Source organism: Microcoleus sp. Pol12A5 (genome assembly GCF_036701435.1).
GTDB lineage: Bacteria > Cyanobacteriota > Cyanobacteriia > Cyanobacteriales > Microcoleaceae > Microcoleus.
Genome location: NZ_JAUBQU010000040.1, coordinates 1 through 13943, shown reverse-complemented (window position 1 = coordinate 13943; position 13943 = coordinate 1). Strand labels below are relative to the sequence as shown.

Sequence of the window (13943 nt, the reverse complement as noted above, 5' to 3'; positions counted from 1 at the left end):
CTTACTATGTATGGTACGAAATGTGCACCTCACTTTACTGGCAATTAACTGAAACTATAACTTCTGTTCCGTTTCCAGGGCTGCTGTTTACAGTTAGCTGCGCGTTAATGCGATCGGCGCGTTCTCTCATCCCCAATAAACCAAAGCCATTGCTCAAACCGATACTTTCCGTATTAAATCCCTGTCCGTTGTCTTGCACCCGCAAAATAAACTTGGCTGTTTCGTAAATAAACTCAATTTTGATCGCTGTAGCTTTGGCATATTTAAAAGTATTTGTTAATGCTTCCTGCCCGATCCGCAACAGATTATTTTCTACCTCTAATGGTAGGGAATATGGCGTGCCAACCATTTCAATAATAGTGCGCGTATCAGTATCTGATGACATTTGTTGAGCAATTTGGTTGAAAGCGCTATACAAATCGCCATCTTCTAAAAGTTGCGGGCGCAGAGATTCTACGGAGCGCCGTGCTTCAGCAAGTCCAGAGCGAGCCAATTCGCAGACTGTTTTCATGTGTCCCTGTGCTTGTTCTGGATTCGCTGCCATTACCCGTTCTGCAGCTCCCAAATGTATGATAATGCCTGCAAAAGTTTGTGCTAAAGTGTCGTGAATTTCCCGCGCCATGCGGTTGCGCTCTTCTAGAATATTTTGGTCTATGAGTTGTTTAGACATCCTTCTCAGATGCAATTGATTTTCGACGCGCACTAAAACTTCTTGTTGTTGAAAAGGTTTTGTAATATAGTCTACTCCCCCCAGAGAAAATGCTTTTACCTTATCGAAAACTTCTTGCAAAGCGCTGATGAAAATTATTGGGATATCTTGAGTTTTTGGAGTAGCTTTGATCTGCTCGCAGATTTCGTAGCCATCCATTTGAGGCATCATAATATCCAGTAAAATTAAGTCTGGTAAGTTTGCTTTGATAAAGTTTAGAGCTAATTGGCCACTGGGAGCTAGGTAAACTTTATACCCAGCGACAGATAGTATGCCACTTAAAAGTTTTAAGTTCTCAGGACAATCATCAATCACTAAAATACTTTCTTCGCCGGTAAAACTGAGGTTTTTGTTCATGTCTCATCCCTCAATGTGTGTATTAAATTTAGCAACTGTTCGTACTGAAAATTTTTAATGCAAGCTGCGCTCGCCCTAGCTAAGGGCTGATTGATTTCGCGAATTTGACTGATTACTGTTTGCATCTGTTCCAAATCGAGATTGCTAATAGCTTGCTGCAGATTGGCTACTAACTCAGGAGGCAATTCAGAAAATGCGGTTTTTGTCAATACATTTACTTCATTTTCTGGGAAACTGGGGGCAGCATTTAGTTCTTCAAAAACGAATTGCACCCCGATATGTTTGTGCAAAACATCAAATATGTTTGCTTCTCTAAATGGTTTGCGAACAAAATCATCGCATCCGGTAGAAAGAACAACGGCTTTTTCTTCCTCAAAACTACTTGCTGTTATGGCAACAATTGCTGTAGCTTGAGTTTCGCTCACATCTTCGCCACCTTTAACAAGGGGGGAAGTAGATGATGCTTTGGCTTTAATTTGTTTGGTAGCTTCATACCCATCCATCACCGGCATCCGCATATCCATAAAGATTAAATGCGGTGAATATTGCTCCCACTTTTCTATTGCTTCCATCCCATTTTTGGCTTCGTAGACTTCAAAACCGATCGCGGAAAGCAGTTTAACCAGCAGTTGGCGGTTGTCAAAAGCGTCGTCTGCAACGAGAATTCGATAGCGGGGTTGATTGGGTGCGATCGCAATAACTCGTCTAGTTGGCTGTTCCCGTTGGCGATCGGTACTTTCAACTACATTAAATTTAATGTCAAATTTGAAGATAGTACCGCCTCCAGCACGAGAACTGACTGTCATTTCACCGCCCATTAACTGTACAAAAGAACGCGCGATAGCTAAACCTAATCCTGTTCCTTGTTGCGATTATTCTCCAGTTTTAGTTTGCACAAAAGCTTCAAAAAGCTTGTTTAATTCACTACCATCAATTCCCTCTCCCGTGTCTTCTATCTCAAAGCAGATTTGCTGAGCAAGATTCTGATTTTTAATTTTCACATAAATGCCACCTTCCGATGTGAATTTAATCGCGTTAGAAATCAAGTTAATCAAGATTTGGCGCAATTTAATTTCATCAGTTTGCACATATTGGGGAAGGTCTGACATCCGCTCGACTAAGAACTGCAATCCCTTATTTTCTGCCGGCAGTTGGAACATATTTTCGATGTCGTCCAGTAGGCGGTGGAGGTCAAAATTTGTCGGGTTGAGCGTCGTGCGCCCCGCTTCTATTTTGGATAAATCTAATACTTGGTTAATCAGTCCAAGCAAATGTTCTCCGCTGCGGGTGATAATATCCAGGTGTTCTTGCTGTTCCTGCAAGAGGTTAGAACCGCGATTCAACAGTTGGGAAAAACCCAGAATTGCATTGAGGGGAGTCCGCAATTCGTGGCTCATATTTGCGAGGAATATGCTTTTTGCTCGGTTGGCTTCTTGTGCTGCGTGTTCGGCTCGTTGTCGCTCGATAATTTCTCGCTGGAGTTCGAGAGTGCGATCGCTCACTTGCTGTTCTAAAGTGCGGTTGTAGTGGGCTAAAACTTTTTCGGCTTGTTTGCGATCGGTGATATCTTGAAATGTGGCGATCGCATAATTAATTTTACCAGTTTCATCCATAATTGGTGTGCTGGAAACTTCCAAGGAAACAATCTTATCAGGTCGGCGGAACTCCATATCATCTACTTTGACAGTTTCACCCGTCAAAGAACGCACTATTGGCATTTGTGCGGTGGGATATAACTCGTTAGTTCCTGCTAAATAAGCTTGACCGATTTCGGCAAATTGAGCGGCATTTAATTCGGGTATATAATTGATGCCACTGAGTTGGGAAGCTGTGGGATTTGCGTAGGAAATTTGTCCGGCGCTGTCAATTACTGTTACTCCAATCGGCATCGCATTGATAAATTGAGTAAGGCGATTTTCGCGTTCTTTTACTTCTGCATAAAGTTTAGCATTGGTAAGTGCGATCGCCGCTTGTCCCGATAGCAATTGCAAAACTTCTAAACGTTCGGGAGTAAAAGCTTGTGTAGTGAGGTTATTTTCGAGATAAACAATAGCAGCCAGTTGACCTTGATTCATCAAAGCAGCACACAAAATAGATTTGGGCTGACGAGCTTTGATGTAAGAATCATTCGTAAAATTGCCTTCACGAGGGGCATTATTTAAAACCACATTTTCTTTGGTTCGGGCGACATAATTGATAATTGTTTCAGAAAGTTTCTGGCAATTTTTAACTGGTTCAGATTGCAACACCGTTATCCGTTCGTCGTTCACTGCACCTTCAGCTTCAATCAGCAATTTGCCTTGACTTTCTAAAAGTAAATATCCTTTTTGAGTCCCGACATTTTCAATCAAAATTTTCATCAATCTGGACAGTAATTTATCCTGTACAATTTCCCCAGCAATTGCTTCGGAAGCTTTCATGACTGTAGCGATATCCAAGGAAGAACTAGAACGGCTGTTCGTAGTAGATGTAGTTGAACTTTTTTTACTTACAGGTCGATCAATCGTAAATAATTGCGGATATCGCGTTTCTAAATCTTTAACTTTAGCCGCCGCACCCCAGAGTTGATAGCAGTAACAGGATGCCTGCATATAAGCTTTGGCTGTTAATTCTTTCCCCCTGGATAAATAGAACTTGGCAGCGAGTTCGTAAGCGAGAGCGGCTTCGTGGATGTACTCGTTTTCTTTGGCGAGGGAGATGGCGCGATCGTAATAGTCGATTGCTTCCACAACTTGACCCAAAACTTCACTCCGAAGTGCTTCTATTAAATAAAATTTATGCAAGTGATTCATGGGAGCATGATGCGCCCAAGTACGCATTTTCTCTTGGCTGCTATTCACGCGATTTAGTATAGCATTTCGTTCGGAGTTTGCAGATTTCTTAAATATAGTTAAATGCGCGAGAGAGTCATAAAAATAAAAAACAGGAACAGCAACCATTCCTGTCATACCAATTAAATACTGTTCGGCAGTTACTGCATTATCTGCTGCCTGATGAGCTTCATCAAATAAATAGCATAAAATTAATTTATTCAAATAAAATAAAGCTAAACCTTGTTTGTCTTGAGTAGCTTGATGTATAGATAAAAATTAAAAATTCGTTTTCATTATAATCATCACTATTTAAATCAAGAGTGTTGGTATTTTTTTTTTGTAAATTGCGAACTATTTGTAAATACATTACTACCCAATTAAAGCTACTTTTTTGTCGAGTTTTGCTAAGAATTTCACAATAATTTATTATTTCCTGTTCTAGTGCAACAAGTTCATAACCCATTGAATATGAATTAAAGCAGCGATCGAATAAAGCATAACCAATAAATTCAAAATCTCCTGTTTCCACTGCACTATAATAAGCTTCAAGTAAAATTTTTCTACTTTCTTTTAGATGCTTTTTCCAATGTATAATGTGATTGCCAAAAGCATCTAAAACTCTAGCCTTAACTTGGCGAGCATTAAAGCGTTCTATTAACTTTAAGGCTAGCTGGGAGAATTCATAACCTGCCTCAATATCTACAACAATTCCACACAAAACAACGCCGTAGGCTGCATAAGCAAAAGCAGACCAGATTGAATTTCCGTATTTGATGGATAAATTGACATTAGCTAAAACAATTAGTGTCATTAAATCAGGATTAGTTAAATAGGTAGTACCTATCATTCTTGAACAAATAAATAAAGCGGTTCGAGCTTCTGGTTGGGTCATTTCAGGCAACTCAAATAATTCTTTTATTTCTCGTCCCTTTAACAGGGTATTTGTTTCTTCAAAACCCTTTTTAATCTCCTCAGTTTTGGGCTGTTCTGGTAAATCAATTCCTAACAACTTAAGAAAAAATAAACCTGTTTGCACTCCTTTTTTAAAGTTGCCTTGAGACATATGAGCTTGAATAATCACATCGTAAATTTTTGCTTTAGAAATTACTATTACTGTAGATTTTAATGCAATCTCTGATAACTGATTCATGATGATAAAATTACCTGTTAGATAGGCTGTCTCTACTGCTTCTTCATAAAGGCACAAAGTTAAGTTATAGGAATTTTTCCAACTATCTGCACTCAACATTTTTAGACCAACATTAAAATGCTCAAACGCTGCTTCATAAGCAGTTGATGCTTTAGCCTTTTGACCTGCTATCAGGTTTAGATGCGCCAGTTCATCTCTTTCTCGCTGATGGGAAATTAGATCGCAACCAAAATTTAGTTGATTGACAATTTCAAAAATTTTTTCTTCTGTAGGATAGGCATTTGGGCTGCCATCTACGCGGCTATTTTGCAGCAAAAATCGCCCAATTTTTTGATGTAAAATTGGCTTACCATGTTCGGAAATTAGCGAATACGCCGCTTGCTGAATTCTGTCATGGACAAATTTGAATTCTAGGAATTGGGACTTGGGTAATTTCCCTGCAATTTCTAATTCCACATCTCCCATGTTCCCCAGCAACACGACTAAATTTTCAGCAACGGCGGCGTACAACTCATCCGCCGTTTGTCCCACAGATTTTCCGCAAAGTGAGGCGAGGGTTTTCAGATCGAATTGATTGCCAATGCAGGCTGCTATTTTTAACGTTTCCTGCGTATTCTGTGACAGTTGTTTAATTTTGCCAGCCATCAATTCGACAACATTATCAGTGAAATTTCTCGCTTGAATTTTATCTAAATCCCACTGCCAACTCCCCTGGCTCCCCTCTTGGTAAGACTGGTCTGTTTCATTCTCTTGTAGGGGCAATCCCCCCGTGGTTGCCGCAATATCTGAAAGCCCTGTAGGGGCAATCTCCCCACGCGCGGCGAAGCTATCCCGTAGGGAATCGCCCTCGTCTATCGGCTGGGGGGGCACGGGGGCACCGCCCCTACAAAACCCTGGTTTTTGTGAGAATGAAACAGCCCTGGGGGTAAAGTCGAATTGTAATAGCCCTTCTGTATAAAGCGATTTGAGAAATTCATTCATAAAGAAAGGATTCCCACCCGTTTTGAAAAAGACTAACTCCGCAAGGGAGTTGACTCTTGCTTCCTGGCAATTCAGGGCATCGGAAATTAGTTGAGTAACAGAGGCTAAATCCAAAGGTGACAGGAAAATGCGATCGACATTTGCCCCTGTTTTGATAATTTCTGCAATCGTTAGCATTAACGGATGAGCCGCAGAAACTTCGTTATCCCGATAGGCTCCAATTAAAAACAGTCCCGTTGACGAAGCGCCGAGCAGCAGTTGCATCAGTTTCAGAGATGCCCCGTCAGCCCACTGCAAATCATCGATAAATATTGTCAGAGGATGTTCGGGTTTAGTAAAAACTTTAATGAAGTTTTGAAACACAAAATTAAAGCGGTTTTCCGCTTCTGCCGCACCCAATTCTGGCGGCGCGGGTTGCTTGCCGATAATTAATTCAATTTCGGGAATTACGTCAATAATGACTTGAGCGTTGATTCCCAATGCGTCTAATAATTTTTCCCGCCATTCTTTAAGTTGTGCTTCGCTTTCTGTTAACAGTTGTTTGGCTAAATCCTGAAAAGCGCTGACAATTGCGCTGTAGGGAATGTTGCGCTGATATTGGTCAAATTTGCCCGATATAAAATAACCACGCTGTTGAGTAATCGGCTTGTATAATTCTTGCACCAAAGCTGATTTGCCGATACCCGAATATCCCGAAATCAGCATCAGTGAACTTGTGCCACAGACATCTTTGCCTTGTTGGCTGACTTGTGCAAAAGCTGTCAGTAAGCTATCAATTTCTCGCTCTCTGCCATAAAGTTTTTGTGGAATTTGAAAACGGTTAGAAATATCTTGACTCCCTAGGGTAAAAACTGATATATTGTTGTGGCTGTGCAGTTGATTTAAACATTCTTCTAAATCCGCTTTTATTCCGATCGCACTTTGATAGCGCTCCTCAGCGTTTTTTGCCATCAACTTCATGACAATATCGGAAATAATTTGCGGAATTTCAGGATTCACCTGAGATGGAGACAAGGGCTGTTTAGCGAGATGACTGTGTACTAATTCCAGCACATCATGGGTGTCAAAAGGCAGTTGGTATGTCAGCAGTTCGTAAAAGGTAGCGCCCAGGGAATAAAAATCTGTGCGGTAATCTAAACTTCTATTCATTCTGCCAGTTTGTTCCGGCGACATATAAGCAAGAGTTCCCTCTAAAATGTTGGGATTTTTTATGGTGTTATTCTCCCGCGTCAACTGCGTCGAAATCCCAAAGTCGATGATTTTGAGTTCTCCGCTAGCTGGATTGAAGACAATATTTGAAGGGTTAATGTCTTTGTGAATGATGTTGGCGCTGTGAATTTGTTGTAAACTTTCTATGGTTGCGATCGCAATTCGCAAGAATTCTGCAATACTAAATTTTTGCTGCTGCATCCAAATTTTCAAGGATTCGCCGCCAAAATCCTCCACAAACATCACCAGCGTGTTTTGATATGGCTGCAAATCATAGGCTTTTATACAGCCACTCAGATTCAGAGATTGTGTAATTTTATACTCTGTGCGATAGCGGGCGAGTTCTTGGGGCGTGGGATAATTTTCTTTGAGGATTTTGAGGACAACGGGGAGACTGTCGGGTTGTCGGAATGCTCGGTAAACCAGGGAGTTTGCGCTTTCGTAGATGAGCTCTGTGATTTCAACGCCCGGAAGAGTCAGCATATTCATACCGCTGTCAACTTTGCAGTAGAACATAGCATAAATTTGCTCCTCACACCAGAGGTGCGTGAGCCATCAGTGGATTTTAGATTTTAGATTTTAGATTTGACTCCACATCTGAGATTTTAGATTTTAGAAGCCAAGACAGGCTTCCAACCCAATACAGCTTGTTCGATAATGTCAGCGGCGCGCTTGACTCCGCAGGATCGCTCGATCGCCCCTTGCATCTCGATCGCCCTTTGTTTATACGACTCTTGGGTTAGGACTTTCACAATTGCCGATCAAACTTTAGCAACGACGCTGAACATTACATATAGCAGTTCGGTTGTCTTATTTTGAAGCAAGTCTCAATCCACGGGTTTGTTTTAGGCGATCGCTAGCAACGCACCCTACAAGCTAGGCGATCGCACTTGAAGAATTATTTGATGACTATTTTGAGAGATTCAGGACAAGCGATAGCCTTATCAGTGGCACTATCTTTCCTACAATTCATAATGAAAATCTCTCTACATTCTCCATTGGCAGCAGATGGAAAAGAAATTTCTTTTGATTTACCTGGATCTAAAGCAACTATGTCTTTACCCAAAAAGTGTCCCGACCTACCGCAGAAACTTACCCATTTATCAGCATCAAACCAGACTTTTTCACCACTTACATTGATAATTTGAAGTGTATCAGCCTGATAGTTATCCTTAGCACAACGATATTGTGCTCCGTTTTCCCGTGTTTTGCATTTAGTTGCTCCATCTGGCACAGGTGCAGCTAGCACAAAATTGAACATAGATGCAAAAGTCAGTCCCACACACGCTAGAGACGTAGATAAAAACCCTGATTTTTTCATTTTTATTGTTCCCTCAATAAATTATCTCTTCTATGTACAACTTTTATCCTATAAAGATACTCCAAAAAAACTCTCTTTAAGTTGAGTTTTAAATTAACCGAACGATCGGTTTGCAACTAATCTTATGTCGGATCGACAACCTGTACTTTTGTTCAGGTGTCGCCTTAAACTACTATCCAAAGCCTGCCACACGTAGCGATACCTAGCCAAAAGTTCAGGTAATCTACTCAACTAAAGGTTAGTTCAAGCTAGCTAATTTTTTTAGGAGAAAAACTAAACTTTAAGCTAGCTACTTTAGCCGGAAAATTTCATAAACTAAATTTACGCAAACACCAGCACTAGCTTAGCTGGAAAAAACAAATAAGGAGTTACTTCCTTAACAATTAAGTCAGGAGCAAATCTCATGTCTTTTGAATTTGAAAGCGTGAATCATTTTTTTCAAAAAGTATCGCAAGATCCAGAACTCCAGCTACAGTTCCGATCGGTAACGGATCGGGAAAGCTTAGTGAATAAAGCGGTAGCCCTGGGCCAAGAAAAAAGCTACAGTTTCTCCTCAACAGAGGTTTCTGAGTGGCTGGAGTCGATGACTGCCCAGCATCAGAGTCAGTCAGATACTTCAGGCGAGTTGTCTGACAGTGAATTGGAAGCTGTTGCTGGCGCTGGACCTGTCGGGGGTGCTATAGGAGCAGCGGCAGGTGCTATAGGTGGATTTTTCAGCGCTATTTTCACAGGAAAATTCGATGAGATAGGCGAGAAAATGGTAGAAGGAGCTGTTGCTGGGGGTGTCGCCGGTCTCCTTACTCCTGGAGCATAGGTAATCTTTTGTTGAATCCAACACCGAAATCAAAAGGAGAAATCCAATGGACAGCACTAATCATTTTTCCCAACAAGTCGATCGAGATTCTGCCGTACAACAGCAACCGTCGCCAGCCAATTCTGTTGCTGAAGAATTGAACGATACGGAATTAGATGCGATCGCAGGCGGTAGGGGTTTTATGTTTCAAGATTGGCATAATATCCCCCGTTTCTCTCCGATAAATTATGAGGCAGTAGTGGGTAAAAAGGTTGGATAGCAGGCAACTTTGCTAGGAGTTGCTTCAATCGCTTTTGGAAGCAAATTTCACTAATTATGTCAGGAGAAAACATCTGAGGGAAAGCAACAATCAATCTTTGCAAGAAGTACCGTCCGAGTCGTTCGCAATCGCAGCATCCGTAACAGACAACTCAACTAATCAAGAATTGGACGAATTGGAATTAGATGCGATCGCAGGCGGCTGTTCCGATGGGGCCGATCGAGAGCGGGCTGCCGGTATCCCTGTTATCACAACCAGCCAACAACTCCCATTTATACCGCGCTTGACAATCCCTATGAATGTGTTTGATTTTTTGAGTTCCTAACACAACTTAAAGGAGGAAACATCTGATGGAAACCAACAATCGATTTTCGCAAGAATTACCGTCCGAGTCATCCCAAATCGCAGCATCAGAATTGGAAAATTCAACCGATCGAGAATTGGATCAATTGGAATTAGATGCGATCGCGGGCGGCCGTTCCGATATGGCCGATCGAGCTCGGGCTGCGGGTATCCCTGTTATCACAGCCAGCGGTCCAAGGCCCAACATTTTTGGTCGTGGTCTGCCCATGCAATTAATTGAAGAAGCGTCGCGCGCATTTGGCAATCGGAACTGAGCGACTAATAATTGCCAAAAGCCACGCGCTCGATAAGGCTAAAATTTGCAAAGCAATCGCAGAGTATGCGATTGCTTTTCCGTCGAAAAATGACAACTATAGCAATCCCCATCTACAGAAAATATGAATGCTATGCAGCCCGTATACCTCATGCAGCAAGCCCCCGATCGCGGTAACACTACAATATTTAGCGTAGGCTTAGTTATCCTCTGCTTGCTATTGCTAATTTTGTTGTGGTTGCCTGATTTGCTAACAAAAAAATAACCATTTCACCAACGAACAATGTACGGGGTGTAACGGATAAAACTGAAATATTGCATCATTTTTAATAATGCTTTTATGAATGGTCAAGATGCCCGATCCACAAGAAATTTACTCTTTGTGGAAGGGGCATTTTGCCCGTTCTTGAAAATTGTTTTACCTTGAATCTCTACTTTATCTGCCTCGCCACTAATCGAGCAAATAATCCTCCCTGTTTTACCAATTCCTCAAACGAACCAAATTCTACCAAACGGCCTGCCTCAATTACATAAATGCGATCGGCATTGCGAATCGTACTCAGGCGGTGGGCGATGACAACTCGCGTCACATTCAACTTATCCAAACTCTCAGTAACGATCGCCTGCGTGCGGTTGTCCAAAGCACTCGTAGCTTCATCCATCAGGATAACCTTTGGTTTGACAACCATTGCGCGGGCAATTAACAATCTCTGCCGCTGTCCTCCCGAAAGATTCGTGCCGCCCTCGCTGACAACCGTGTGCATTCCCATCGGCATTTGTTCGATATCGGCTGCTAAACCGGCCATTTGCGCAGCTTCCCAAGCTTCCTCCTGCGTTACCATCGCCCCGCAAGTAATATTGTCAAACATCGAACCAGCATTAATTCTGCCGTTTTGCAGCACTACTCCTAACTGCCGCCGCACAGCTTGAACGTCGAGGCCTGCTAAATCTTGATTGTCGTAATAAACAGTGCCGCTTTGTGCTATTTCAAATCCCAATAAGAGCCGAAATAATGTTGATTTACCGCTACCCGACGGCCCGACGATCGCGATAAATTCCCCCGGTTGAATATTGATGCTGACATCATCTAAAATTGGGGGCCCGTCATCGCGGTAGCGGAAAGTTGCGCGATCGATCGTAATTTGACCTTTCAAGCGGCCGGGATCGGCTTTTGTCGGGTCAGATTCCGGGATGCCCTGGACGATCGGTTTGGCTCGCTCCCACAGCGGTACAATTCCTAAAATATCCGTTAGGGTATTGCTCAAATCTGTGACGCCAGAAAGAAAGGTGCCGAAGGCGGAATTAAAAGCAAGAAAGGTTCCCATATTCAGTCCGCCACCTTCTGTTTGAGAAGTTTGCATAAACACAATTGCAAACCAAAACATCAAAATAGAACTGACTAACGGCAGCGCTTCGTTAAATACAGAAACGCTGTCGTCAATTCGTTTAATGCCAGTTCTTAGTTTAATTTGTTGGCTGTATTTTTTCGCCCAAGCTGCAAAGGCTCGCCCTTCGGCGGCCGCTACCCGCAGCTTTGATACTCCGTTAATCAGTTCTACTGTCAGCCCGTTAATGTCGCCTTCTCCTGTTTCCATTTTCCGCTCTTTTGGGATTAAGAGCAAGCTCGATGTGACTGTTACTATAACCGCGAGCAAAGTTAAACCAATTCCGACTAAAGCCAGCGGCAGGCTGTAAACAAACATCAGCCCCAAATTCAGCAGGGAAAATATCGCGCTCAAAAGTGTCCGCTGCGTCGCGCCGCTGAGTTGGGCGCGAATTTGATTAACTGCTAATAAGCGAGTCAGCAAGTCGCCAGAAGAATAGCTGCGAAAAAATCCCGGTTTTAATCTCAGCAATCGATCCCAAACTGCCGGCTGAAGAGTGCCGCTGGCAGCATTTTCTATCCGCAGCGTCAGAATTGTTTGGGCGATGCTAAATACAGCCCGTCCGATCGCCGCAACTAACAATACCAGCCCTAACTGCCACAGTAACAAACGATCGCTGTCAGGAATAGCATCATTGACCAAAATCGAGGTAGCTTGCGGCGTCACCATCCCCAACAGCGTTCCCAATATCCCCAGCCCGAAAGCAGCGATCGTGTCTTTTTCGTAGCCCTTCGTCCCGAAGCGAAACAGTTCCGCAGCGTTGCGAACTAATAGCGGCAGGGGCCGATAAAACATTTGAGTTTCTGACGACAACTCTTGGGCTACTGCTTTAGTTACCCGTTTGCGAGTGCGATCGATCGGATCGAACAAAGTATAGCGAGATCCCTTACCGGGCAACAAAGCTACAGGTCGATTGTCGGACTTTGTATAAGCCAGCAGCGGGCCGCAGTTCTGCCGCCACCAATCCCCAGCCAGGAGCACGCGGCGGGTGCGAAATTGGGACGATCGCGCGATCGCCTCCATCGGATCTTTAACTCGACCCAAATCTTCGGAACCCGCCGGCGGATTGACTGTTATACCTTGTGCCTTACCTACTGCCCCAGCAGCGATTAACAGCGGCGTTCCTTCCTCAGACAAAGCTGTTTTCCGGGGATGCAAAACCTCGGTTAAATCTCCCAAAGCTGTCTGAGTTACTTGGCGGTTTAGCTGTTCGCGTTCCTGAAAGCGCCGAAATTCCTCTGCTTTTTGCTGGGAAACCAGCAAGTTCAAGCAGCAGCAAAAATACTCGTGCAGCAAAGCTAAACTCGCGGGCAGCCAGTCGGCATTTTCCACCTCTGCTGTTGAGAAAATTTGCACCTCAACTTCCCCGGATGCCACCAGCAGCATATTCCCAGCCAAAGGAAACGCTGGGGAAGCGGAATTTAACTGCAATTCCCCGACACTCGCATCGCCCGACGAGACGCGCACCCAGACAACTGTTACCGGGGGCGATCGCAGCATTTGACCTTTTTGCAGCGATATCTGCTGCGACGCTGCTACAACCGCAGTTTCTGGGGCAACTTTGTCATCGGGGGCGTGAAGCGGATCTATGCCGTAGGGAATCCCCCGTTCTCCCAAACGCTGTATCCACCGTTCCACAAGCGATCGCATTTTGCTGTCACCAGCAGCAACTAAAGCGGCACAATCTGCGATCGCGATCGGTTCCAGTTCCGTTTCGGCGATCGCGATCGCCAGAAGTCCCCAGCCAGCTTTTAAATTTTCTCCCCCCCTTGTAGGGGCGGTGCCCCCGTGCCCGCCCTGGTTGGGGGGGGTAGCAGCGCCGAACAAAGCCTCGCCTGCACCGACGCCGAACAGATAATGGCGGTTGCCCGCAGGCTTCTCACTTTGTATCTGGGCTGCAAAGACTGCGATCGCGCCCGATCGAACAATCCATACCTGATGCGGGTCATTCAGCAGCAGCGGTTCATTTCCTTTAATTCGGTGCAGTTTCTTAACAGGATTTAGATCGAGCATAGTTAGTAATTTGCGATTAGTAATATCAAGTCGGGCAGGGGTTTAAAGCCTTGCCTCAAAGAAGACTGTGCGATCGAATCGATCGGGCTAATCCACAGATCCGCCGGGGATTTTAATCCCCGTCTCATAGCTAAAGTCGGTTTTAACTGAGATCTTGCACCATTCTCAATTAGCCATACGGCCAACCACTAACAGTGATGTCAAAACCCTGCTGACGAGCTAAACTCTGGGTGCGATCGATATTAATTAACAGCCCCAAAACTACTAGAGATGCCAACAAAGTTTCTCTCGCCAGTAGCGCCGCGTCTCCCCAATC

At 43.8% G+C, this 13943-nt stretch carries 9 protein-coding genes and 2 pseudogenes; 4 read left to right on the top strand and 7 right to left on the bottom strand.

What is annotated here, in order from left to right; all coding sequences use genetic code 11:
* Positions 1-34 precede the first annotated feature (34 nt).
* The 6 genes and pseudogenes from QUA45_RS13280 to QUA45_RS13255 form a co-directional block, all read right to left on the bottom strand.
* The gene (locus QUA45_RS13280; RefSeq protein ID WP_333095417.1) at positions 35-1066 is read right to left on the bottom strand and encodes a response regulator; all 1032 of its coding nucleotides are present in this window, start codon (positions 1064-1066) and stop codon (positions 35-37) included.
* Positions 1063-1872 carry a response regulator gene (locus tag QUA45_RS13275; RefSeq protein ID WP_333221044.1) on the bottom strand — a complete coding sequence of 270 codons (810 nt, stop codon included), beginning with the start codon at positions 1870-1872 and terminating at the stop codon, positions 1063-1065. The genes QUA45_RS13280 and QUA45_RS13275 overlap by 4 nt, the downstream gene beginning before the upstream one ends.
* 3 nt (positions 1873-1875) lie before the next feature.
* Positions 1876-3426 (bottom strand): annotated as a pseudogene (locus tag QUA45_RS13270) (histidine kinase dimerization/phospho-acceptor domain-containing protein); the annotation flags it as partial.
* Between the two features lie 2086 nt (positions 3427-5512).
* Positions 5513-7702, bottom strand: a pseudogene (locus QUA45_RS13265) (AAA family ATPase); the annotation flags it as partial.
* A gap of 122 nt (positions 7703-7824) precedes the next feature.
* Entirely contained in the window at positions 7825-7971 is a 147-nt protein-coding gene (locus QUA45_RS13260) for a hypothetical protein (RefSeq protein WP_333221025.1), read from the bottom strand.
* 146 nt (positions 7972-8117) lie between these two features.
* Positions 8118-8540 carry a hypothetical protein gene (locus tag QUA45_RS13255; RefSeq protein ID WP_333101082.1) on the bottom strand — a complete coding sequence of 141 codons (423 nt, stop codon included), beginning with the start codon at positions 8538-8540 and terminating at the stop codon, positions 8118-8120.
* Between the two features lie 403 nt (positions 8541-8943).
* Here QUA45_RS13255 and QUA45_RS13250 point away from each other — a divergent pair, with 403 nt between their 5' ends.
* From QUA45_RS13250 to QUA45_RS13235, 4 genes are read left to right on the top strand one after another with little or no spacing between them, the layout of a single operon-like run.
* Entirely contained in the window at positions 8944-9354 is a 411-nt protein-coding gene (locus QUA45_RS13250; protein ID WP_333101081.1) for a Nif11-like leader peptide family natural product precursor, read from the top strand.
* A 46-nt stretch (positions 9355-9400) separates the two neighbouring features.
* Positions 9401-9613, top strand: coding sequence for a hypothetical protein (locus tag QUA45_RS13245; protein WP_333101080.1), 213 nt, complete (start codon positions 9401-9403; stop codon positions 9611-9613).
* 34 nt (positions 9614-9647) lie between these two features.
* Complete coding sequence (locus QUA45_RS13240; protein WP_333221023.1) at positions 9648-9938, top strand: hypothetical protein; 291 nt, start codon at positions 9648-9650, stop codon at positions 9936-9938.
* A gap of 25 nt (positions 9939-9963) precedes the next feature.
* A complete protein-coding gene (locus QUA45_RS13235; protein WP_333101077.1) occupies positions 9964-10230 on the top strand; it encodes a hypothetical protein in 267 nt (88 codons plus the stop codon).
* A 430-nt stretch (positions 10231-10660) separates the two neighbouring features.
* Here the strand turns inward: QUA45_RS13235 and QUA45_RS13230 are convergent, their stop codons facing one another.
* Positions 10661-13627, bottom strand: coding sequence for an NHLP bacteriocin export ABC transporter permease/ATPase subunit (locus QUA45_RS13230; RefSeq protein WP_333221021.1), 2967 nt, complete (start codon positions 13625-13627; stop codon positions 10661-10663).
* Positions 13628-13943: the final 316 nt, after the last annotated feature.

Excerpts from the sequence above, each read along its gene's own strand:
- QUA45_RS13235 (WP_333101077.1), top strand. The coding sequence starts at position 9,964 with ATGGAAACCAACAATCGATTTTCGCAAGAATTACCGTCCGAGTCATCC.
- QUA45_RS13245 (WP_333101080.1), top strand. The coding sequence starts at position 9,401 with ATGGACAGCACTAATCATTTTTCCCAACAAGTCGATCGAGATTCTGCC.
- QUA45_RS13230 (WP_333221021.1), bottom strand. The coding sequence starts at position 13,627 with ATGCTCGATCTAAATCCTGTTAAGAAACTGCACCGAATTAAAGGAAAT.
- QUA45_RS13275 (WP_333221044.1), bottom strand. The coding sequence starts at position 1,872 with ATGACAGTCAGTTCTCGTGCTGGAGGCGGTACTATCTTCAAATTTGAC.
- QUA45_RS13280 (WP_333095417.1), bottom strand. The coding sequence starts at position 1,066 with ATGAACAAAAACCTCAGTTTTACCGGCGAAGAAAGTATTTTAGTGATT.
- QUA45_RS13255 (WP_333101082.1), bottom strand. The coding sequence starts at position 8,540 with ATGAAAAAATCAGGGTTTTTATCTACGTCTCTAGCGTGTGTGGGACTG.
- QUA45_RS13250 (WP_333101081.1), top strand. The coding sequence starts at position 8,944 with ATGTCTTTTGAATTTGAAAGCGTGAATCATTTTTTTCAAAAAGTATCG.